Annotated in this window: 20 protein-coding genes; 16 read left to right on the plus strand and 4 right to left on the minus strand. The window is 61.8% G+C overall.

The features are described from left to right. Positions 1 to 149 precede the first annotated feature (149 nt). From GNP00_RS04720 to GNP00_RS04755, 8 genes are all read left to right on the plus strand, one after another. Complete coding sequence (locus tag GNP00_RS04720; protein WP_166015740.1) at positions 150 to 1,874, plus strand: putative bifunctional diguanylate cyclase/phosphodiesterase; 1,725 nt, start codon at positions 150 to 152, stop codon at positions 1,872 to 1,874. A gap of 243 nt (positions 1,875 to 2,117) precedes the next feature. Further along, positions 2,118 to 3,860 (plus strand): type I secretion system permease/ATPase, encoded by a 1,743-nt coding sequence (locus GNP00_RS04725; RefSeq protein ID WP_011579961.1) that lies wholly within the window; start codon positions 2,118 to 2,120, stop codon positions 3,858 to 3,860. 22 nt (positions 3,861 to 3,882) lie between these two features. Next, positions 3,883 to 5,181 (plus strand): HlyD family type I secretion periplasmic adaptor subunit, encoded by a 1,299-nt coding sequence (locus tag GNP00_RS04730; RefSeq protein WP_011579960.1) that lies wholly within the window; start codon positions 3,883 to 3,885, stop codon positions 5,179 to 5,181. A 34-nt stretch (positions 5,182 to 5,215) separates the two neighbouring features. Beyond that, positions 5,216 to 7,453: a M10 family metallopeptidase C-terminal domain-containing protein gene (locus GNP00_RS04735; RefSeq protein WP_011579959.1), complete on the plus strand. Its 2,238-nt coding sequence runs from the start codon at positions 5,216 to 5,218 to the stop codon at positions 7,451 to 7,453. A 16-nt stretch (positions 7,454 to 7,469) separates the two neighbouring features. After that, the gene (locus tag GNP00_RS04740; protein ID WP_011579958.1) at positions 7,470 to 7,691 is read left to right on the plus strand and encodes a hypothetical protein; all 222 of its coding nucleotides are present in this window, start codon (positions 7,470 to 7,472) and stop codon (positions 7,689 to 7,691) included. 306 nt (positions 7,692 to 7,997) lie between these two features. Further along, positions 7,998 to 9,299, plus strand: a complete 1,302-nt coding sequence (locus GNP00_RS04745; RefSeq protein ID WP_246259236.1) for a type II and III secretion system protein family protein — start codon at positions 7,998 to 8,000, stop codon at positions 9,297 to 9,299. Next, entirely contained in the window at positions 9,299 to 9,586 is a 288-nt protein-coding gene (locus GNP00_RS04750) for a hypothetical protein (protein ID WP_011579956.1), read from the plus strand. The genes GNP00_RS04745 and GNP00_RS04750 overlap by 1 nt, the downstream gene beginning before the upstream one ends. Before the next feature lies 1 nt (position 9,587). Next, a complete protein-coding gene (locus tag GNP00_RS04755; protein ID WP_157038015.1) occupies positions 9,588 to 10,088 on the plus strand; it encodes a tetratricopeptide repeat protein in 501 nt (166 codons plus the stop codon). 43 nt (positions 10,089 to 10,131) lie between these two features. On the opposite strand, the gene GNP00_RS04760 is transcribed toward GNP00_RS04755, so the two are convergent. Continuing rightward, complete coding sequence (locus GNP00_RS04760; RefSeq protein WP_011579954.1) at positions 10,132 to 11,415, minus strand: pilus assembly protein TadG-related protein; 1,284 nt, start codon at positions 11,413 to 11,415, stop codon at positions 10,132 to 10,134. Positions 11,416 to 11,628: 213 nt separating this feature from the next. Here GNP00_RS04760 and GNP00_RS04765 point away from each other — a divergent pair, with 213 nt between their 5' ends. The 4 genes from GNP00_RS04765 to GNP00_RS04780 are packed head-to-tail and all read left to right on the plus strand — an operon-like array spanning position 11,629 to position 15,151. Further along, a complete protein-coding gene (locus GNP00_RS04765; RefSeq protein ID WP_011579953.1) occupies positions 11,629 to 12,141 on the plus strand; it encodes an A24 family peptidase in 513 nt (170 codons plus the stop codon). A gap of 32 nt (positions 12,142 to 12,173) precedes the next feature. Beyond that, complete coding sequence (gene cpaB / locus GNP00_RS04770) at positions 12,174 to 12,977, plus strand: Flp pilus assembly protein CpaB (protein WP_011579952.1); 804 nt, start codon at positions 12,174 to 12,176, stop codon at positions 12,975 to 12,977. Between the two features lie 12 nt (positions 12,978 to 12,989). Then, positions 12,990 to 14,732, plus strand: a complete 1,743-nt coding sequence (locus GNP00_RS04775; protein WP_011579951.1) for an AAA family ATPase — start codon at positions 12,990 to 12,992, stop codon at positions 14,730 to 14,732. After that, positions 14,729 to 15,151, plus strand: coding sequence for a TadE/TadG family type IV pilus assembly protein (locus GNP00_RS04780; protein ID WP_011579950.1), 423 nt, complete (start codon positions 14,729 to 14,731; stop codon positions 15,149 to 15,151). The genes GNP00_RS04775 and GNP00_RS04780 overlap by 4 nt, the downstream gene beginning before the upstream one ends. 6 nt (positions 15,152 to 15,157) lie before the next feature. On the opposite strand, the gene GNP00_RS04785 is transcribed toward GNP00_RS04780, so the two are convergent. Then, a complete protein-coding gene (locus GNP00_RS04785; protein ID WP_011579949.1) occupies positions 15,158 to 15,661 on the minus strand; it encodes a pilus assembly protein N-terminal domain-containing protein in 504 nt (167 codons plus the stop codon). A gap of 278 nt (positions 15,662 to 15,939) precedes the next feature. Between GNP00_RS04785 and GNP00_RS04790 the strand changes: the two genes are divergently transcribed. The 4 genes from GNP00_RS04790 (at position 15,940) to GNP00_RS04805 (ending at position 19,663) form a co-directional block, all read left to right on the plus strand. Beyond that, a complete protein-coding gene (locus GNP00_RS04790; RefSeq protein WP_011579948.1) occupies positions 15,940 to 16,113 on the plus strand; it encodes a Flp family type IVb pilin in 174 nt (57 codons plus the stop codon). 104 nt (positions 16,114 to 16,217) lie between these two features. Continuing rightward, positions 16,218 to 17,648 (plus strand): TadA family conjugal transfer-associated ATPase, encoded by a 1,431-nt coding sequence (locus GNP00_RS04795; protein WP_011579947.1) that lies wholly within the window; start codon positions 16,218 to 16,220, stop codon positions 17,646 to 17,648. Between the two features lie 19 nt (positions 17,649 to 17,667). After that, positions 17,668 to 18,684, plus strand: a complete 1,017-nt coding sequence (locus GNP00_RS04800) for a type II secretion system F family protein (RefSeq protein WP_011579946.1) — start codon at positions 17,668 to 17,670, stop codon at positions 18,682 to 18,684. A gap of 7 nt (positions 18,685 to 18,691) precedes the next feature. Then, positions 18,692 to 19,663, plus strand: coding sequence for a type II secretion system F family protein (locus GNP00_RS04805; RefSeq protein ID WP_011579945.1), 972 nt, complete (start codon positions 18,692 to 18,694; stop codon positions 19,661 to 19,663). Positions 19,664 to 19,669: 6 nt separating this feature from the next. On the opposite strand, the gene GNP00_RS04810 is transcribed toward GNP00_RS04805, so the two are convergent. Both GNP00_RS04810 and GNP00_RS04815 read right to left on the minus strand, forming a co-directional pair. After that, positions 19,670 to 20,704, minus strand: a complete 1,035-nt coding sequence (locus GNP00_RS04810) for a chemotaxis protein CheB (protein WP_011579944.1) — start codon at positions 20,702 to 20,704, stop codon at positions 19,670 to 19,672. A 6-nt stretch (positions 20,705 to 20,710) separates the two neighbouring features. Then, the gene (locus GNP00_RS04815; RefSeq protein ID WP_011579943.1) at positions 20,711 to 22,831 is read right to left on the minus strand and encodes a hybrid sensor histidine kinase/response regulator; all 2,121 of its coding nucleotides are present in this window, start codon (positions 22,829 to 22,831) and stop codon (positions 20,711 to 20,713) included.

A 22,831-nucleotide genomic window follows, 5' to 3' on the forward strand; every position in this document is an offset into this window, starting at 1 on the left:
GCCGGCAGTATTGGCGGCCAGCCAACCTGCATCCGCCGCTAAGCCTAGGCTAACGGGCCTAATGGCGATCCTGCGTTTCATCAGCAAATATCGAGAGAGATCGTCAAGTCGAATGCGGCCGGAAAATCGACCGCGTGTTGGAGCAGATAATGGGCCCCTCCCTCGAAGCGCTTTACCAGGTACTTACTGCCATTCCCTATCCGGTCTTCGTGAAAGACGAGAACCACAGGTGGGTTCTCGTCAATCAGGCGTTCTGCGAGATAATGGGGCATACGCGCGAGGAACTGCTCTACAAGACAGACTACGACTTCGTCCCCGCCGCACAAGCCGACGTTTTCCGGGCCATCGATGATCATGTATTCGCCACTGGTGAGCCAAACGAAAACGAGGAGGTTCTAACCGACGCATCAGGAACAGTGCGCGTGATCACAACGCGCAAGTGCCGCGTCGAACTCCCCACGCCAGACGGTCCGCGACCGTTCATCGTCGCCATCTTCTCAGATATCACAGCTTATCGGGAAGCCGAGGCCCGCGCGCGTTACCATGCCCATCACGATTCGCTCACGGGTCTTGCCAACCGCATGCATCTTGGCGAACGGCTGCAGGAAGAGCTTATCGAAGCCCGCGCGAAGGGTACCCAACTGGCGTTATTCCTGCTGGACCTGGACGGGTTCAAGCAAGTCAACGACCGGTATGGGCATGCTGCGGGGGACGAACTGCTGCAAATCATCGCCACTCGCCTGAAACGGATAGTGCGCGGGCGCGATGTGATGGCCCGGCTCGGGGGCGACGAATTTTGCGTGGTTCAGGTGGAACCGGATGATTCCAGCGCGGTCGATGCACTTGCCGAGCGCATATTGGGAGTCTTGTCCGAACCAATTGTAGCAGAATGGGGAACTGCACGTGTCACCGCGTCCATCGGCATCTCGGCGTTTCCGGGAGATGCGGTGACGCAGGAGGACCTGCTTCGCTATGCCGACATTGCTCTTTACAGTGTGAAAGGATCGGGCCGTGCCTCCTACGCCCGATATGACAAGCAGAAGGACGGGGTGTCCAATTCCATCGGCAGCCTGGCGCCCGCACTTGAAGCGGCAATTGCCAATGAGGAGATAACCCTCGCTTTCCAGCCTCTGGTTTCGACCCTGGACGGCACCCCGCGGGCCTTCGAAGCCTTGGCCCGCTGGCACCACCCGGAACTCGGCGCGATACCGCCTGGCGTCTTTATTCCTCTTGCCGAGAGAAAGGGGTTGATGCCGGCCCTGGGCCGCCTTGTGCTGCGGCAGGCGTGTGATGCGGCTGCAAAATGGGACTCCGATCTCCAGGTGCGGGTCAACATTTCGCCGGTTCAGGTGGAAAGCGGAGATCTGGTGGAGGTGATCAGGGATGTTCTCAAGGAAACCCGGCTGCCTGCTCAAAGGCTCGAGATCGAAGTTACTGAAGCCGTCTTACTGAATGAGAAAAGCGAGAACCTGCACATCTTTCATCGACTGAAGATGCTGGGGATCAAAATCGCGCTCGACGATTTCGGTTCCGGCTGGACCTCCCTCGACGTGCTGCGGCGCTTCCCGTTCGACCGGCTGAAAATCGACCGGAGCTTTGTCGCGAACATGGAAACCGATCCGCGCGCAGCCGCCGTCGTCAGAGCTGTTCTCAGCATCGGCAAAGCGCTGGACCTGCCTATCACGGCGGAAGGTGTCGAGCGGCGAGAGCAGCTGGACGTCCTCAGGACAATGGGGTGCGACGAAGTACAGGGGCATTTCCTGGGCCGTCCAAAGAACATCCGTGGCAATGGCCCTGTGGACGAGGCCGAAAAATGCGCCGAGACCAAGGAGGAACTCCGTGAGGCCAATGAAGCTGGCGCTGCTTTAGGGTGATAGCTGAAGCCTCAGCCTGCATCGCCTGGGCAGGCCGCCGAAGCCGCCGTCTTCGCTGACAATCCGAGAGGTCTAGTACTCCAGCAAGGAAGGCTAGGCCATCCGGCTGAATGGTGGGGAGGCGCCGCCAATGCCATTTATCGGCGAGTACCGCCGGCTGGTTGAGGCGAATGCCTGCCCTTCCGGCTCAAATCCATCATTCCTGCGAAGCGGGTTAAGCAAGCCCGCAGAACGGAGCCGTTCTTGCAGATTGAAAACGCCCATTTGCGAGGTTTGTCGGTTTTCCGCCGCGGTGTGGCGGTTGCCGGTGTCTTTTCGCTCGCGCTCAACCTGCTGATGCTGAGCGTTCCGCTCTACATGCTTTCCATATATGACCGAGTGTTGACGGGCAGGAGCCTGGAAACGCTGCTCATGCTGACGCTCATCGCAATAGGGGCGCTGGTCATCACCAGCGTTCTTGAGGCAGCGCGGCAATTGATCCTGTCGCGAACCGGCGCGAAGCTTGAGACGGTGTTGGGCGAGCGCGTCCTTGCCGCCTCGCTGCAGGCCGGCGCGCCCGCATATCGGGAGGTACAGGGCCTGCGCGACCTTGGCCATCTGCGGCAATTCATCTCCTCGCCCCTTGCTTCCGCGCTTTTCGACCTGCCGGTGGTGCCGCTTTATCTCTTGCTTGTCTATTTGGTTCATCCGCAGCTTGGGTGGCTTTTGGCAATCTCGGCACTCGCCATCCTGCTCGTTGCCGCAATCAACGAAAAACTCACCAAGGCACCGCTGGAAGATGCCGCCGAACACGGCGCGGCCGCCCTCAGAAAAGCTCAAGCGCAGGCCCGCAACGCCGAGGTGATCCGCGCCATGGGGATGTTTTCCGCAAGCGTGGCTTCATGGGGAGCCGATAATGCCAAGGCGCTGACGGCATATGACAAAGGCGCGCGGCGGAACGCGCTGCTGGGTGGCGTGAGCCATTTCCTGCGCCTTTTCCTGCAGATCGCCATCCTCGGATACGGCGCTTATCTGGTGCTTTCGGATCACACGTTGAGCGCTGGCATCATCTTCGCCGCGTCGATGATCTCGGCTCGCGCGCTAGGACCGCTTCACCATGCAATCGGCGGCTGGAAATCGCTGGCTTCGGCCCGGCAGTCCTGGCGGCGCATCCGCACGCTTTTGTCCGCAGCGCCAAGCACGAACGTTTCCATGCAGTTGCCAACGCCGCAGGCCACTCTTTCCGCAGAAAAACTCGTGTATCAAACTTCCGGTGCGGCCGAACCGGTTCTCAAGGGGATCTCCTTCGAGATCGCGCCCGGCGATATCCTGGGCGTGGTGGGCCCGAGCGGGGCGGGAAAGTCGACGCTCGCCCGGCTTCTCGTGGGCGCCGTCGCGCCAACGGCCGGTGTCGTGCGCGTGGGCGGTGATGATCTGGCCAGCTGGCAGCCGGAAGCGCTCGGCCCCTTCGTCGGATATGTGCCGCAGGACGTGGAGCTCTTCTCCGGCACCGTGGCGCAGAACATCGCACGCATGGCGGCGACGCCCGACGCGGAAAAGGTTGTGGCGGCTGCGCAACTCGCCAATTGCCACGACCTCATCCAGCGCCTGCCGCGCGGCTATGACACGATGCTTGGCCCGGAAGGTCACGTGCTTTCAGGGGGCCAGCGGCAAAGGATTGCGCTTGCCCGCGCCTTCTATGGCAGCCCCAGGATCGTTGTCCTGGACGAGCCGAACGCTTCGCTCGACATCGAAGGCGAGCAGGCGCTGATAGCGGCGCTGCAAAAAGCGCGCGCGGCGGGCATTACCTGCGTGATCATCACACAGCGCAGCAGCGTCGTTCCGGCGCTGACGAAGATGTTGGTGCTGCGCGACGGGCGCATCGAGGCCTTCGGACCCAAGGAAGAGGTGCTTCACCGGCAGGTTCAGCCCTCGCCTGAGGCGTCGAAAATTCCCGCCACAAACCCGGCCACCGGCTCTCCGCTCGTGACCGCGCGGTTCGGCTGACGCATTGGACAGGATCAAAAAGATGGAATGGCATGCAGGCGTGAAGACCGGGTTCACCGGGCCATTTATCGCTGGACTGGTGAGCCTGACCGCAGGACTGGGCGGCTTTGCCACCTGGGCAGCGCTGGCGCCCCTGGAGGGAGCCGTCATCGCACCTGGAAAGGTGGTCGTGCAGGGGCGCAACAAGACCGTTCAGCATCTGGAAGGCGGAATCGTCAAGACGATCCTCGTCGAGGACGGCGAGAATGTGGAGGCAGGCGATCCTCTCCTCGTGCTCGATGGCACCGCCGCGAAATCGGCGGCGGACCGGCTGCGCGCCCAATTGGCCGCTATCGAGGCCACGGAGGCCAGAGCCCTCGCCGAGCGGGAGAGCGCCAAGTCCATATCTTTCCCGGCCCATCTACTCGCTTCTCAGAAACCGGAGATCGTGCGCCTTCTGGCGGACCAGGAGGCCGAATTTGACTTCCGGCTGCGCGAGCACGGAGCCGAAATCGCGACGTTCGAACTGCAGATCGCCGCGCTGGAGGCTCAGATCGCCGGCCATACGGTTCAGCAGGAAGAAACGGCGCGGCAGCTTGAATTGCTGGTCGAGGAACGGCAGGCATTGGAAACCCTGCTTGCCAAAGGGCTGACCCGCAAGAGCCAAGTTCTGGCGCTGAAGCGCAACGAAGCCGAACTTCATGGCCGCCAGGGCCAGCTTGCCGCGGCGATTGCGGAATCGCGCCGCACCATGGCGGAAATCCGTGAGCGCATTGAACAGGTCCGCTCGGCTCGCACCAGCAAGGCCTCGGCCCAGCTCAGCGAGCTTCGGCTAAAACGCGCGGAAGTGCTGGAGCAGCTGCGCGCGGCAGAGGACGTCAGCGGCAGGCTCGTCGTGCGCGCGCCGGCTTCGGGAACCGTCATCAACCTGGCCAAGTACAATCCGGGCGCCGTTATCGCTCCGGGCGAAGATCTGATGTCCATCGTGCCGGAAGAAAGCGGTCTGGTCGTGGAGGCGCGGATCAGGCCGCTCGATATAGACGAGATCAGGGTTGGCCAGGAAGCACGCCTCAATTTCTCGGCTTTCGATGCACGGCAAACGCCGCCGATCGAAACCAAGGTGGTCTATCTTTCGGCAGACCGGTTCGAGAGCGAGCGCGGCGAACCTTACTATATCGCCCGGCTCGAAATCCCGGCCGGCTCCGGCGCTGGTTTTGACCCGTCGAAAATCGGACCCGGGCAGGAGGCTGAGGTCTTCATCACCACGGGTGAGCGAACCTTCTTCGGCTATATCGCCGCCCCTCTCATGAAAACACTCTCCCGGTCCGTCCGGGAGAGCTGAGCACCACTTGACCCAAGCAGAGTAGAGAAAACAAATGCCCGCAACCGCCACCTATAATCTGACCGGCAACGCCTATATCGACGGCTTGCTGAGTGGAATCAAATGGGCGCCCACCAATCTCACCTACAGCTTTCCCACCAGCGCATCCTATTACGGGTCGGGTTACGGAAGCGGGGAGCCCGGCAGCAATTTCGGCGCGCTGAACTCGGCACAGCAGGCGGCTGGCCGCGCGGCATTCGATATCTTCTCTTCGGTCGCGAACATCACCTTCAGCGAAATTGCCGAAACGTCGAACCAGCATGCCGATCTGCGGCTGGCCGCCAGTGACATGGTCGGCACCGCGTGGGCCTATTATCCTTCCACCAGGTCTGAGGGCGGGGATGTCTGGTTCAACAAGTCTAACGGCTACTACACGAGCCCGCAGGCAGGGAACTACGCCTTCACGACATTCCTGCACGAGATCGGTCATGCGCTGGGTCTTGAGCATGCCCATGAGGGTCACGTGATGCCCGCTGGCCGTGACTCCATGGAATATACGGTCATGAGCTATCGTTCCTATGTCGGCGCCTCGACGACATCAGGATATGTCAATGAAAAGTGGGGCTTTGCCCAGTCACTCATGATGTATGACATAGCCGCCCTGCAGCACATGTATGGCGCGAACTACAGCACCAATTCCGGCGCCACCACCTATTCCTGGAGTCCAACCACCGGGCAGATGTTCATCAACGGCACCGGTCAGGACATGCCGGGTGCGAACCGCATCTTCCTCACCGTGTGGGACGGAGGGGGTGCCGACACCTACAATTTCTCGGCATACAGCACCTCTCTCAAGGTGGATCTGAGACCGGGCGCGTGGACCACCACCTCATCGGACCAGCTTGCCCGGCTGCATTACGACGGCTCGAAGCTTGCCGCCGGCAACATCGCCAACGCTCTTCTCCATGGAAACGATCCGCGGTCGCTGATCGAAAACGCGAAGGGCGGCTCAGCCAGCGACAGGATCACCGGGAATACAGCGGTCAACAAGCTGTGTGGAAATGGCGGAAACGACACGCTGAACGGCATGGAAGGGAACGATGTGCTGATCGGCGGAGCAGGCGCAGACAAACTCAACGGCGGGTCCGGCTTCGACTACGCCAGCTACACGGATGCAACCGCCGGGGTAGTGGCTCGGCTCTACGCGCCAACGACTAATAAGGGCTATGCGGCCGGTGACACATATACCAGCATCGAAGGCCTGATCGGCAGTGCGCACAGTGACCAGCTCTCCGGCGATGAGGCCGGCAACAAACTCCACGGAGGCGCGGGCAACGATGTGCTCTATGGCCTAGGGGGCAATGACGCGCTTTATGGCGTAGACGGCAATGACAAGCTTTTCGGCAGCGCAGGCGCAGATAAGCTCGATGGCGGGGCAGGCTTCGATTACGCCAGCTACCAGGATGCAACCGCCGGGGTAGTGTCGCGGCTCGACGCGCCCAAAGCCAACAGCGGCCACGCGGCAGGTGACACCTATAGCAGCATCGAAGGCCTGATCGGCAGCAAGTACAGCGACAAGCTTTACGGCGATGCAGCCCGCAACAAGCTCTTTGGAGGGGCGGGCAATGATGTGCTCTATGGCCTGGGGGGCAACGACGCGCTTTATGGCATGGACGGCACTGACAAGCTTGTGGGCAGTGCAGGCGCAGATAAGCTCGATGGCGGGGCAGGCTTCGATTATGCCAGCTACCAGGATGCAACGGCTGGCGTAGTGGCGCGGCTCGATCGGCCTTCGAGTAACACTGGCTATGCGGCCGGTGACACATATACCGGCATCGAAGGCTTGATGGGCAGCAAGTACACAGACAAGCTTTACGGCGATGCGGCTGCTAACAGGCTTTACGGGGAAGCGGGCAATGATGTGCTTTATGGCCTCGGCGGCAATGATGTGCTGATCGGCGGCGCAGGCGCGGACAGGCTGTACGGAGGCGCAGGCGCGGACAGATTCGTCATCGACAAAATCGGCAACTCGCTTCCGACCGCCCGTGACCGGATAGGCGACTTTACGCGAGGTGAGGACAAGATCGACTTAAGATCAATCGACGCGAACACTTCACTCGGCGGCGACCAGGCCTTTTCCTTCATCGGGGGCAAGGCGTTCAGCGGCAAGGCGAGCGAACTTAACTTCGCTGGCAACGTTCTTTCCGGTGACGTGAACGGCGATCGCATAGCAGATTTCCAGGTCGATATTCCGAACGTTTCCAGCCTTCTGGGAACTGATTTCTACCTCTAAGGATCAGGAGGCCTACATGAGTGAATGGATCGACTTCTCACGCTGGCCGGATTGTGCTTCGATGGAAAGGCCCGGGCTGGTGTTCGAGGTACAAAATGCCGACCAGCATATCCTGACCACCCACTGCGTCGTGCCGCTTCAACTTCCATTTGACTGGAAGACAAAGCCTGTTCGCTTCAGGGTTGTAGAAGAAGAACGGCCCAGGCATTCGAGCCCGCTGCCGCCGCCGGTCCGATGAAACCGTAGCTGGCATGACAGTAACGGCCCTGCAAACTCTCATCTATTTAGATTTCAAGGTCAGCAGGGAGCATTTATTACGGCTGGCAACTCATTGTCTGTGGGGAAACCAATAATGTGTTGACCGCATCACGGGCTTCCCCCATCACTGCTTATCAAAATATCACTTCGGGGTTGCCAGGGCGGAGGATCGTGATCAGCAAGGGGGGTTGACATGAAAGCGGCCACAGCCACCGGAAACAAGCGGCTGACCCGATATGTTTTCGCCGTGTGCGCACTGGCCTTTTTTGGTTGCGCATTCGGCACAATGGATTCATCCGCCAACGGGGATTCCATTCAGGTATCGGTTGCAAAGGACTCGGCGATCCGAGTGGCAAGGGGAAAGCCACTTACGGTCGAGATCGCTGAAGCATTCGACGAAATAGTGATCGGCGATCCCGAAATCGCAACAATCAATCCCCTCACCGATCATTCCTTCTACGTGCTCGGCCAGGGCCTCGGCACCACCGGAATAGCGCTCTACGACGAAAGCAAGCGCCTCATCGGCACTTTCGACGTGGAAGTGACGCTCGATACGAAGATGCTCGCCGGCACGATCCGCCAGAGCGTACCCGGATCAAACATAAAGGTGACCTCCGCCAACGGCAGGATCGTTCTTTCAGGCTCCGCGCCCGACGCGGTTGCCGCTGAAAAGGCCAGCCAGATTGCGGCGCGATTTGCGGGCGACGAGGACGTCATCAACACCATCGATATTACCTCTTCCCAACAGGTTCAGCTCAATGTCCGTTTTGTCGAGATCAATCGGGCGGTGGGCAAGGAGCTGGGAACGAAGATCAGCGCGGCCTATGTCACCTCCGGAGGTGGCATTTCCTTCAACAGCGATCCGCGAGCTTCCAGCAACACGCCGGCCGGCGACCTCATCGGGGGCTTGGTGAGCGACGGCTTTTCCATAGATGTCGCGATCGAGGCTCTGGAGGACCGCGGCGTCGCCCGCCGGCTCGCCGAACCGAATCTCATCGCCCGCTCCGGCGAGACGGCAAGCTTTTTGGCTGGCGGAGAATTCCCGATTCCGGTTTCGGAGGAGAACGGCGCGGTAACCGTCTCCTACAAGAAATTCGGGGTGGGCCTCAATTTCACTCCGACCGTGCTGAGCGATGGATTGATCGCCCTCGACATTGAACCGGAGGTCTCCTCCATCGACACCACCTCCTCCTATCGCGTGGGCAATATCGCCATTCCTGGGTTCACCGTCCGGCGGGCGCGCACCTCGATCGATCTTAGAAGCGGGCAGAGCTTCATGATGGCAGGGCTTCTGCAGAGCCAGAACGAGATCAACACCCAGCGCGTGCCGGGCCTCGGCCAGCTCCCCGTATTGGGCGCGCTGTTCTCGTCGAAGGCATATCAGCGCCGGGAGACCGATCTTGTGATCATAGTCACGCCTCACCTCGTCAGCCCCATCCCGCCGGGAAACAAGGTCGCCACTCCAGCGGACCGGACCAAGCCTGCGCGCGACGGTGAAGTCTTCCTGGGCAATGTGGAGGAGGTGCGGCTTCAGCAGCGCACGGCTGCAAACGCCCCTTCGGCGGGCCACTTCCTGGAGCTGCGCTAATGCGTAAGCGGTTGGCCATCCCCGCAGCACTTGCGACGGCCGTGCTTCTTCTGGCCGGCTGCGCCACCGAGCCGCCGTTGCGCTCCGAGACCATAGATTTCGGCGCGGGCGATGCCATCGCGGCGAACACGGTCCTGCAGATGGTCGATCCCTGGCCGCTGGGGGCGCGGGACACGCGCCTTGCGGTGCCCGCGAACCGTGAGCAGTATCGCAAAGCGCCGGCGGAGGGCGAAGGGGCTTATGCGGGCGAAGTGATGTCTCAGACCAATAGTGATGCGGTCCAGTAACATGCATTTCGGCGGAAATTCACGCTTCCCGGCGCGCCTGATCCGGACGGTGTCCTTTGCACTCGGCACATCCCTGCTTGTTGCAGGCTGCCAAACCTCATCGCTCGACGCCAGCATGGGCATGGAGAGCGGCAAAACACGGAGCGGCGGCGTCGCCGGGGATGACCTCAGCGTCGGGAAAGCCCATTTTCGCGACGGCAATTACGGTCTGGCGGAAGCGCATTTCAGAAAGGCTGTCGAATTGCAGCCGGACGACGCGGAGGCATGGCTCGGGCTTGCCGCCACCTATGACCAGCTTGGCCGGTTCGATCTGGCCGACCGCGCCTATGAGGAACTGTTAGGGCTGGCGGGACGGCGCCCGCGCATCATCAACAATATCGGATATTCCCATCTTCTGCGGGGGGATCGCAAGCGGGCTCGCGAATTGCTGATGGAAGCGAATGCCGCCCTGCCTGGAGACCCAGTGGTGCAGGCCAACTTGGCCCTGCTGAACAAATCGTAACACGTTCCGCCGGAAAGCGGCAGGAGCGGTCCGCTCCCGCCTTCTACTCGATGATAGCGATCGTGCGGCCGACCAAGATCTCGTTTGTCTTGTCGGCGCAGGTTTCCATCGCCGAATTTCCGGTGAAGTTAATCCGGTCCGCAACGATCTGCGTGCAGGCGCCGGTCACGGTCGAGTTACCCGTGAAATCGAGGATTCCCTTCGGCATGTAGATCGTGCCCTGAAGACGCCAGTCCGAATTGCCGGTGATCGTATGATTGGCTTCCGGCCCGCTGCGGCTTCCGAACATCAGAACTCCGGCATATGGTCCGGAAGTCGGGGCCGAAAGGTCGATTTTCGCGTTACCCATCAAGTCCACCGTGGTGGCGCCGGTGAGCAGGAATGTCACGCCACTGCCGACAAGCGCTGCCCCCGCCGTTATCGTGAATTTGCCGCCGTCGATGATATAGAGCCCAGATTTGAGCGTAATGTTACCTTTGATGTCGAGCCCGCCGCAGAAGCGGATGGCCTTCTGCCCGTTGGCCAAGGTATCGAATGCGTAGTCGGTGGTCGAAACGTGAGAAAGCGTCCGGCAGGGTAGCTGCTGGATCTGCACCTTGTCTGGCTCGGGGACACCGGCAAAAGGGTCGGGAACAGGTGGAGAAGAGACCACCGGCTTGCTGCACCCGGTCAGGTTCAGACCCGTCGTCGTGATCGCGCCGCCGACGGTATAGACGCAGTCCGTCGACATAAGAGCACTGCCGTTCCTCATCAAAAATGCGTCGGACGCGTTGGAGTTTGACACGACACTGCAGCCGTTAAGCTGCACGTCGGTCGAGCCTGTCACGGTGACGGCGCCCGGCGCGGTGGGCGACAGCGCAAGGACGCAAGCTCTGGAGCCGCCCTTGAGCTCAGCCACCGCGCGGGCACTGAGGACAACCGGATCGGTGGTAAAAACAGACGAGAAGAGGCGCGAATGCGTTTCCGTCAGTTCTACCGAAACCGTACCGCTTCCGGCCGTCGAGCCGGCCTGGACTCCTGTCGTAATGGTTCCAATGGAAGGCTGGTAGCCGGTCACGCGAGCGGATCTGAGAGCCGCCGTTTCCATCAGCGCACGGGCGTCGCCCGCACGATAGCGAACAGAGGCGGCGTAGACGGCAACGTCAGCCGCATGCTGCAGCTTGCGCTGCTTGAGATACCAATAGCCGCTCTCGACGCCCAGACCCATCGCACCGACAACGACGGGAAAGACGATGGCGGCAATAACCGCTACCGAACCGCCCTGGTCTTTCGCCAGAGAGCGGAAGAAGCGGAACAGGTTCGATGGGGATCGCGAGCAGGAAGTCATTTTTCTTTTCCGGGAAAGGTGGAGCGCGACGGATATAGCCCTTCCGGCAGTTCCTCTCGATTCAGCCACATAGCCTAGTCCCCGCAGCCCAGGGCGGTAGTCCATCAGGCTGAATGGCCTTCCAGACGCGCGCATATCAAATAGGGGCACGTTGCGGGCCGCCTCGATCACGAGCGGGCACCGCCTCTCCCTTAAGCTCACGAGGAAGCTTCGATGATCTCCAGTTTCGCGGCCTGGGTCGCGCTTCTCCTTTTCGCGGGTACCATGATCTATGCAGGCATTAAGGATGTGGCGACGATGACGATCACAAACCGTCTCGTGCTGCTGCTTGCGGCCGCCTATGTCGTGCTTGCCCCCCTCGCGGGCCTCGGCGTTGACGAAATGTTGGCCGCAGCCGCAGCCGCATCCCTTATGCTGGCAGGAACATTCCTTCTTTTCGCATTGGGGTGGATCGGCGGCGGCGATGCGAAACTTGCCGCCGTGGCGGTGCTCTGGCTGGGCGCGGATCAAACGCTCCCGTACATTTTCTATGTTTCCGTTGCCGGCGCGCTGCTCACTCTGGCGCTCATTCAGTTCAGACGGTTTCCGCTTCCCGCTGTTCTGCAGCGGTTGACGTGGACAGAGCGGCTGCATTCTGCGGCAGCGGGTGTTCCCTATGGCGCGGCTCTTGCCGGGGCAGCCCTGCTCCTCCTGCCGGAAACCGCCCTATTCGCGGCCCTGACCTGACGACGGCGCAACCCCATACGAGGATCTAGGCAATGGTTCGTATTCTCATTCTCCTCTTCGCGCTCGGCTCAGGCGGTATCGCCGCCTGGCTGGCGATGGGAACCGCTGAGCCGACTGCTTCACAACCGGCTGCGGCAGTCGAGCAGGAAGCTGATCCTGCGCGGGAAGTGCTGGTCGCGGGTGCCGACCTTGTGCATGGCTCGGTGCTTGACGAGAGCCACCTGCGCTGGCAGCCCTGGACTGCAGGCACCGTGCCCGCGGTCTTCATTAGCCGCGCCGCAAAGCCGGACGCGCCGCAGGCGCTGAAAGGCTCGCTGGTGCGCGGCGGCTTCGTGGCCGGAGAGCCGATCCGGGAAGACCGCCTGGCCCTGCCCGGAGCAGGTTTCCTTTCCGGCCAACTTCCTTCGGGAAAAAGGGCCATTGCCGTACGTGTCACCGCTGAAAGCGCGGCAGGCGGATTCATCCTGCCCAACGACAGGGTCGATCTCATCCATACCTCAGTGCTCTCGGGCCAATCGGGCGGCGAGCAGGTTTCCAGCCGCACGATCCTGTCGAATATCAGAGTGCTCGCCGTCGACCAGAACGCCTCCGGCGAGAGCGACGGTGAGGCCGTTGTTGCCAAGACCGCGACACTAGAGGTGGAACCCGATCAGATCCCCATCGTCACGGCGGCGGAAGCTTCCGGCACGATCTCACTCGCGTTGAGGGCCGCCTCCGACGAGGACGAGCCTGCGGCTGCCGTTCAGGCGGGAAAGCACACAAAGAAGGTGCGGATCTTCGGCGGCGCCACTTCCAGAACGGTCGAGGTACCGTCCTTTGCTCACGAAGGCAGCTAGGAACGAATTGAAATGATGCTGATTACGACCGAAAAGCAGGATACGGAAACGGCGGAGCCGGGCGCCCTGCACGCCATTCCGAAGATTGACATCACCGCTTTCTGTGCCTCGCCGGAAATCGCCGCGGCCATTCGTACCGGCGCACTCGACCGGCGGATGGCACGGGCGAACGTGACCGTTAGGGATGGCGGAATGCGCGAGGCTGCCTCCTTCTACCGCAGCACGCCGTCACCGAACCTCGTTGTGGTGGAATGCAACGACGGCAAGGAAAAGCTCATGGCGGACCTGGAAGCACTGGCGCTGGAATGCATCGCCGGCACGAAGCTGATCGTCATCGGCTCCTCGAACGACGTGAACCTTTACCGGGACCTCATTGCCGCGGGCGTGGACGACTATCTGCTCGCTCCCGTCGAACCCATGGCATTCATCGAGGCGGTCTCGCGCTGTTTCCGCGACGCGGTGGAGCAGAAGCTCGGGCGCATCATCGCCTTCATCGGCGCAAAAGGAGGCACCGGCTCTTCCACGGTATCTCATAACGTCGCCGCTGCCATGGTGGAGCGTTCCGACGCCGACGTTCTCGTCGCGGACCTCGATCTCCAGTTCGGCACGGTCAGCCTGGACTTCGACATTGACGCGCCGCAGGGCATGTCAGACATCCTCGAAAGCGCCTCCCGCGTCGACGAGGTGCTGATCAAGCGCATCGCGGTGAAGCACTCGGAACGCCTGCACCTGCTGCCGGTCAACGCGGCTTTTGACCGGTCCTTCAACCTGAAGGACGGAGAAATCGACCGGCTGCTGGATGTGGCAAGGTCGAGTTCCTGGCATCTTGTACTGGACCTGCCGCATCTTTGGACGCTGTGGACGAAAAAGGCGCTCCTTAGCGCCGACGAAATCGTCATAACCGCCACGCCCGATCTGGCCAGCATGCGCAATGCCAAGAACATCGTCTCCTTCCTGAAGAAGGCGCGACCGAACGATCCGCCGCCGCGGCTCGTGCTCAATCGCGTCGGGACACCGAAGCAGCCGGAGATCGCACCCAAGGACTTCACCTCGGCGATCGGCCTGGAGCAATGCGTAATCGTACCCTTCGATCCGCAGACCTTCGGCAAGGCCGCGAATGAGGGACGGATGGTTACCAAGGTGGCGCGCGGTTCAAAGGCTGCCCGTGCCATGAGCGAACTTGCCTGGCGCGTGAGCGGCCAGCGCGACAAGCGAAGCGGGAAGAAATTTGGCCTGCAGACACTTCTCGGCAGGTTCAAGCTTCGCCGGTGGCAGGACAGTATTCCGCTGGTGAAAGGCAAGGCGGAGGAGATGGCGAAGTCCGAAAGCGGTGTGTCCGCTGTCGAGTTCGCTTTGATAGCGCCGGTGCTCGCCTTCTCGCTGGTGGTCATGGCCGATATCGGCCTTGCTCTCAATGAGCGGATGACAATCGACCACATGCTGCGCGCGGGCGCACAGGCGGCTATGTCCGATCCCGGTGAGGCGCAGGTGCAAAAGGTGTTGCAATCCATGGTCAGTCAGCCGGGAGCACCCGCCGACGTCACCTTCGATCTGGTCAAGCGCTACTGCGCCTGCCCGGAAAACGCCGATGTGCCGCCGGCAACTGCCCCTGCCTGCAGCACGACGTGCTCGGGCTCGGCTCCACCATTCATCTTTTACCGCCTTCAGGCCTCGAAGCTTTACGACGCGATGTCATTGCCGGAGATCCTTGCGGATTTCAGGCTGAGCTCGTCCGTTCAGGTGCAGGTGCGATGAGCGGAAAACAGCGCCTGTTCCGCCGCTTCCTGGAGTCCGGCTCAGGCGCGGCGGCTGTCGAGTTTGCCATCGTTTGCATGCCGCTGCTCCTGATCTGTCTCGGGATCGTGGAATTCGGCCGCGCCTTCTTTGTCCGTAATGACCTTTCCTATGCCGCCGATGTGGCCGCACGCAAGGTTCTGATCGGCCAGATACCAGCGGGCGCGCCGTCGTCCGATGCCGCCAGCGGCCTTGAAACCGCGGTTCGTGAAGCCTTCGTCGGGGACGCTTCCCTGCTGCAAATTGCGGTTGGGGAAGAAACCGTCGACGGCGCACGATATCGCACATTATCAATTCGCTACCCGTTCACCTTCCTTGTTCCGGGATTGGATGACAGTCCATTTGCGCTCGGCGTATCCCGGCGCATCCCCGCCGGATGATTTTCCTTACTGGCCGGCTTGCCCGGTATCGGTGAAGCCGCTGCGCGTGTTGATCTGGGATGCCGTCGCGCTGAATAGTTCCGCATCGTCCCCGACGGACAGAACCGGCTCGCAACGGCGCGCACAGGCGAATGTCCGCCTACTTTGACCCTGGTGGACTGTGATGAGATGGTTTCCCGCCGCGACGACCTCCAGCACGAGATTCGCGATTTCCTCACCCTCGGCATCGAGGACGATGAGGTTCGTGGCTCCCGCCGTTCTTCCCGTCAGGATGAGCGTGCGATCATCGGTAAGGCTCGCCGCTGCGATGGCCGAATTGCCGACGATGATCGTGCTTGCCGGCTCGTCAAGCACAAGAAGCTCGGCGAAGTCTATGGTGAGCCTGACCGCACCTGCCCTCTCATAGGCCACGGTTTGCTCAACGGCCAAAAGCGGATCGCCGCCTGCCTCTGCGGGCGGCGTGACAAGCAAGACGGCCAGCGCAAGCGGAATTCGGGAAGCGGCTCTCATGGCAGATTACCTCCTTGGACTTCTGCCTGAACGGCTGCGCGAGCGAGGCGTTCCCGCGGCGTGATGGTGAGCGGTACAGCGGCCGTTCCGATCGGGCGAATTAGACCATGTGGCCGAGAATAGCGCGCATGAAGCTCGGCCATCAGGCCGAATGGAGCCGTAGGGTTAACAGAGTTATATCACGGCTACACAGAACGCGGACTTCAGGGCAGATGCCGCCCCGCCTGTGATGCCGCTCTTGCACGGGTCGGCGCAACCTCAACCTAAAGGATCGGATCATGAAGAACCTTCTCACCCGCTTTGCCAAAAACGAGTCTGGCGCCACCGCCATCGAGTACGGCCTCATCGCCGGCCTGATCGCCGTCGTCATCATTACCGCGGCCGGACTGGTCGGCACCGACGTGCGCGACTCGTTCCAGGCGATCGCCAACCGGCTAAACCCCGTCCTCTAAGACGTTAAGTCACTCAGGACACAAGAAATTTGGGGGGATGAGAATCCCCCCCTTTTTTCCCCCAGGCACATAGCGGGCAGACCCTCTCTTCAAAGGCAGGAACGATGATTGGCAGAAAATCCGCCTCCCAGGTGCAGGCCATCGAACAGCCCGCCGTTCAAGCGCCGATCACGCGCCGCGCACCTGAACCCGCAAACCAGTCAGAAAAGCTTCCCGCGACGGCTCCGGCCGCTTCTTTCGCCGAGAAGCCCAGCAGCTATTACGAGCTGAAGAAGGAAGTCTTCAGCGCACTCATTGCCGCAATCGATGTCGCCGCGCTCTCAGTCATGGAGCAGTCGCAGGCGCGCAAGGAAATCGGCGCCATCATCAACGATATCGTTGCCGCCAAAAGGGCCGGCATCTCGCAAGCCGAGCAGAATGACCTGCTTCGCGACATCTGCGACGACATTCTTGGATACGGTCCGCTGGAGCCGCTGCTTGCGCGCGATGACATCGCCGACATCATGGTCAATGGCGCCAACCAGGTCTTTATCGAGGTCGGCGGTCAGGTTCAGGAAAGCGGCATCCGCTTCCGCGACAACGAGCAGCTTCTGAACATCTGCCAGCGCATCGTGAGCCAGGTCGGCCGCCGCGTCGATGAATCCAGCCCGATCTGCGACGCGCGTCTGGCGGACGGCTCGCGTGTCAACGTCATTGCGCCGCCGCTCGCCATCGATGGCCCGGCCCTGACGATCCGCAAGTTCAGGAAAGACAAGCTCACACTCGATCAGCTCGTCACGTTCGGATCCATTACGCCGGAAGGCGCGGAACTTTTGAAGATTATCGGCCGCGTGCGCTGCAATGTGCTGATCTCCGGCGGAACAGGCTCCGGCAAGACGACGCTTCTGAACTGCCTGACCGGCTACATCGATGACGGCGAGCGCATCGTCACCTGCGAAGACGCCGCCGAGCTTCAGCTTCAGCAGCCGCATGTGGTGCGCCTGGAAACCCGCCCGCCCAACATCGAGGGCCAGGGCGAGATCACAATGCGCAACCTGGTGAAGAACTGCCTGCGCATGCGCCCCGAACGCATCATCGTCGGCGAGGTCCGCGGACCCGAAGCCTTCGACCTCCTGCAAGCCATGAACACCGGCCATGACGGCTCGATGGGAACCCTGCACGCCAACTCGCCGCGCGAGGCTATCTCGCGCCTGGAATCCATGATCACCACAGGCGGCTTCACGCTGCCCTCCAAGACGATCCGGGAGATGATCGTTTCTTCAGTGGACGTCATCGTTCAGGCCGCGCGTCTGCGCGACGGATCGCGGCGCATAACCCACATCACCGAAGTGCTGGGAATGGAAGGCGATGTCGTCATCACCCAGGACCTCTTCGTCTATGACATCCTCGGCGAGGATGCCAATGGCAGGCTGATCGGGCGGCATCGCTCGACCGGCATCGGCCGTCCGGCCTTCTGGGACCGCGCGCGCTACTACGGCGAAGAGGCCCGCCTGGCGGCAGCGCTGGACGCCGCGGAAGCGAAGGCCGCGGCCTGACCCCCCTGGGAGAAAATCAATGGATCTGAGCACGGCGCTGGGGCCCACCCTCTTCCCACTGATGGTCTTCGCATTCGCCACGCTTAGCGTCGGCGGCGTGGCAGCCGCCCTGTTCTATCCGCAGTTCGCCAAGGCAAGCCCCTTCCGCAGGCGCTTCCAGGGCCTGGCCGCCTTGGGCGAGGAAGAGGAGAGCACCGCACCGGCAGACGAAGACAGGGACCGCCGCAAATCGGTCGAGAAGACGCTGCGGGAACTCGAGGAAAAGCAGAAGGCCAAGACAAGGAAAGCCGGAAAGCCAACACTGAGCGGCAGGCTGCGGCAAGCCGGCCTGAGCTGGAACAGGCGAGCCTATTTCACCGCCTGCGCGGTCTGTGGCGCCCTCACCTTTCCGGTGGCGCTTCTCCTCGGGGCGGGCAGTCTCGTTTCCGTCGGCTTTGCGCTGGCCGGGGGACTGCTGTTGCCGCATTTCTACGTGGCGAGCCGCCGCAAGCGGCGCTTCAAGCAGTTTACCAACGAATTCTCCAATGCGGTGGACGTGATCGTGCGCGGCCTGAAATCGGGCTTGCCGGTGGGAGACTGCCTTCGCATCATCGCCGCCGAGGCACAGGAGCCGGTCAAAAGCGAATTTGTCGCGATCGTGCAGGACCAGACGCTTGGCATTTCCCTCGACGAGGCCGTACAGCGGCTATGGGAGCGCGTGCCGCTTGCGGAAGCAAACTTCTTCGCAATTGTGGTGGGCCTTCAAAGCCGGACCGGCGGCAGCCTGGCGGAAGCGCTCGGGAACCTTTCCAAGGTCCTGCGCGAGCGCAAGAAGATGAGCGCCAAGATCAGGGCTATGAGCTCGGAAGCCAAATCCTCGGCTGGCATTATCGGCGCCCTGCCGTTCTTCGTATCGGCGGCCATCTACCTGACCAGCCCAGACTATATGTCGCTTCTGTTCAGCACCCTCACGGGAAAGCTCGTGCTCGCAGGCTGCGCACTCTGGATGGGCATGGGCATCCTCGTCATGCGCAAGATGATCAATTTCGATTTTTGAGGGCGATATGAGCCTGGCTTCCTACATCCCCGAACCCGGACAGCTTTCCGCCCTGATGGCGGCGGTGGCGGCGTTTTCGTCCGTCATCGTGGTTTCCTGGCCTTATCTTTTTCGCGACAATCTCGCCCGTCGCATGGCGAAGGTGGAGAATGAGCGGGAGCTCCTTCGCAAGCAGGAGCGGGCGCGACTTGCCATGCAAAAGCGCCTTCCTTCGCTCCGCAGCGAACCGCGAAAACTCTTCAAGCAGATCGTCGATCGTTTCAAACTCGCAAAGCAGGGCGATAACGGACAGCTTGTGGACCGTCTCCGCAGGGCAGGCTATCGCGGCAATGCGCCGGTCATCACTTTCCTTGCGGTGCGGCTCATCGCACCGATCGCGATCTTTGCCGTCAGCCTCACTTATGTTCTTCTCATCCTCAAGCCCGACCTGCCTCTTTTCGCGATCCTCGGCATCGCTGCCGCCCTGGGGGGCTTCGGCTATTTCGTGCCGGCCCTTTATATCCGGAACAAGATCACCAAGCGGCAGAAGGCCATCCAGCGCGCCTGGCCGGAGGCGCTCGACCTTCTGCTTATCTGCGTCGAATCCGGGATGAGCATCGAAAGCGCCTTCCGCAAGGTGGCCGAGGAGATCGGCACACAATCCGCCGAGATAGCGGAGGAAATTGCGCTGACGACGGCGGAGCTGTCCTTTCTTCAGGACCGGCGGCAGGCCTATGAAAATCTGGGCCGGCGGACCGGCGTGGAGGGTGTGCGCGCAGCCGTCACCAGCCTCATCCAGGCGGAGAAATACGGCACGCCACTTGGCCAGGCGCTGCGCGTCATGGCGCAGGAGAACCGCGACATGCGCATGAGCGAGGCTGAAAAGCGCGCCGCCGCGCTACCCCCGAAGCTCACCGTACCGATGATCGTGTTCTTTCTGCCCGTTCTCTTCGCCGTCATCATCACGCCGGCAGCGATCCAGATCGCGGGAATTCAATAATGCCATTCAGGACTTCGAAGCCCCTGCCAGCCGGGCGATCTCGCCCGCGATCTGTTCCAGGGGAAGAACGAGGTCGACGAGCCCTGAATCGATAGCTGCCTTCGGCATGCCGAAAACCACGGAGCTTTCGGCATCCTGGGCGATCACCAGTCCGTTGGCGGCGCGGATGCTCCTCAGCCCTTCGGTGCCGTCCCGGCCCATTCCCGTAAGAACCACCGCAAGGGCCTGACTTCCGAAGGCCTGCGCCATCGACTCAAACAGGTATGTGCCTGAAGGGCGGAAGCCATCCACGGGAGGGTCATCAGCGACGGCGATGCGTGTCTTTCCCCGCAAGCCTATCTGATGCCGGTCCGGGGCGAAGTAGACGGTGGCGGGAGAAAGCGGATCTCCATTTTCGGCAACCTTCACCCGAAGCGGAAGCGCCTTGTCGAGGGACGATGCGACCCCGTTGATGTACCCATCCGATATGTGTTGGACCACTAGGATGGGCGCCGGGAATTCCGGTGGCAGGCTTTTCAAAATGGTTTTGATGGCTGCCGGGCCCCCTGTGGATGCCGCGATCCCGACAACCCGCACGGACGGCTGCAGCACGATCTTGGGATGAGGTCCCTGCCTCTCGGACCGCCCGCGCCAGCGCCTGACCACTTTCACCTGCGACATCGCGGTGAGGCTCGAAAGGAACTTGCGTGTCGAATTTTCCTCCAGCTTGCCCCCACTCTCCAAGGGCGCAGGAATGATCGCCAGCGCCCCGGAAGCCAGCGCATCGGCCCCACCGATCCCCAAATCGGGATCGCCCTTTCCCGCGACGATGACAATCGGCGCCGGCGCCTCGACCATGATCTCCCTCACCACCGAAATGCCGTCCAGCAGGCCCATCCGGGGTTCCACAATGATGAGATCGGGCTTGCGCCTTTTTGCTCCCTCGACGGCATCGGCCTGGCTTTGCGCCACGCCGACCAGCTCCAGCTCTCCGCCGGCCAGCGCGCGCTTGATCAGCGAGATCAGCTCCCCATTGTCTGAAACAAGGAGTATGCGGAGCATCTGAGGTCACACCATCTGGCGAACCGCTTCCAAGAAGAGCTGCTGGTCGAAGCTGCTCTTGGCCATGTAGGCGTTGGCGCCTGCATGCAGACCCTGCTCCTTCTCCTCGACAGTATCGCGCCCTGAGATCAATATGACCGGCAATTGGGCGAATTTCCGGGACCGTCTTATTGTTTGGGTGAGTGCAACGCCGTCCATTTCCGGCATGTCGATATCAGCCACCACCACGTCTGCGCCATGGGTCCGCAGGTGCTTCCATGCCTCGGCCCCATCGGCCGCAATTGCCACGTCGTAGCCGGCACCCTCGAGGATAAGTTTTTCCAGTGCGCGCACGGAAGGAGAATCGTCGACGACGAGAATTTTCTTCCGTGCCTGCCGCACTTGGAGGGAATAGGCATCGGTTCCAGAATACTCGCCCGACGCCGCCGCCTCGATCAGAGCGGCCGCATTCAGAAGCAGGGCGATGGGCCCGTCCGGAAGGATGGTGGCGCCGCTGTAGCACCTCGTGTTCGCCAGGCGCGGCCCGAGCGAGCGCACCAGCATCTCTTGTTCCTCCAGGATCTGCTCCACCAGAACAGCGGTTTCATCACCGGCCGTGCCAACAAATACAGCCGTGCGAATGTCTTTCCCATCCGGCATCAGTGGTCCGGGAAAACCGAGCCAGGTGGCAAGATCGAGAACCCGCACATTCCCGTTAGCCGTTTTGAGTAGGTTCGGCTTGCCGCGTTGAGGCAGATCGCGAGTGGAGATCTGGCCTACTTTGCGTACGGAAGAGGTGTCGATGGTGAAGATTTGACCGCCAGACATCACCTCCAGCGCCCGAACTGTGGCCAGGGTCAGCGGCAGCGTCATGGTGAAGGCCGCGCCGCCGCCCCGAACGTTGGAAAGCTCGACCGTACCCCTCATCGCCTCCACTGCGTTGCGGACGATATCGAGCCCGACACCGCGGCCCGAAAGGCTGGTAACCTCGGCCGATGTCGAAATGCCCGGCTCAAATGCCCGGCGCAGAAGTTGCCGCTCGTCCTGCGCTTCGGGTAGTCCCTTCCCGGCTGCGGCTTCGGCGATCGACTTCAGGTCGAAGCCCCGGCCGTCATCCTCGACATGTACCTGAAATCGATCGCGGAACAGTGCAGCCGAGACCGTTATCCTACCCTTCTCTGGCTTGCCTGCCTTGCGGCGCTCAGGCGGCGTCTCGATGCCATGTCCCATGGCGTTGCGCACGAGGTGCCTGAGAGAATCCTGAAGCCCCGAGACGATGGACCGGTCGACCTCGATTTCACCGCCGAGGATGTTCAGCTCCGCCAGTTTTCCAGACTCATTCCCAATATCCCGGACGAGGCGGGGAAGGCCCTGGCAGGCTTCCGCGAAACGCTGCATGCGGGCGCGCCGAATCTCGTGATCGAGCGCGCCGACAAGGCTGCCTATCAGTCTTGCGTCCTCTGAGAGCCCGGCAGCCAGTTCCCGCAAACTCTCGTCGAGCGATGGCGCCGCCTCGCCGTTGGCGGTGTGCGGGAAACGAACCCGCCTGAACCGCTCCCGCAGGGAGGCGGCTTCAGCAGCCCTCAGGCTCAGCCGCGACTTTGCGGCGAGCAACTCACCGCTCCTGTAAAGAAGCGCGTCGAGGCGGTGGCCGGAAAGCCGAATAGAGCCGTCGAGATCGCTCGTCCGCACAGGCGGCATGGGCACGCCGCCAGCGGCGCGGGTATCCTGAGGCGCTTTCGGCTTTTCCCCGAGCCTTGCATCCAGCCGTTCGAGCACATCTTCGGTCGGAGTCATCGGGGCACCGGGCTCCCGCTCCAACTTGCCTCCGGTTTGCGCGATCCAGTCCGTTGCTTCGAGCAGCACATCAAGATCCGCCCTCTCCAGGGGGCGTTCAGCGCGCGCGAGCTGGGCAAGAAGATCTTCCATCCTGTGGCACACCTTCTCAATAGAGCGGATTTCCACCAGCCCCGCAGCCCCCTTAAGACTATGTGCGATGCGCAGCAGCCTTTCCAGCAAGTGCCGCCGCTCCTCTGCCCCTGCGGCGCCTTCGACCGCGAGCAGCATGCGCTCCAACTCGCCCGAACGCTCCTGCACCTCCCTGATGAACAGGCCGAGCAACTGGCGATCGAGATCTGCCTTTGCCAT

Origin of the sequence: Chelativorans multitrophicus (assembly GCF_011317445.1) — a bacterium.
GTDB lineage: Bacteria > Pseudomonadota > Alphaproteobacteria > Rhizobiales > Rhizobiaceae > Chelativorans > Chelativorans multitrophicus.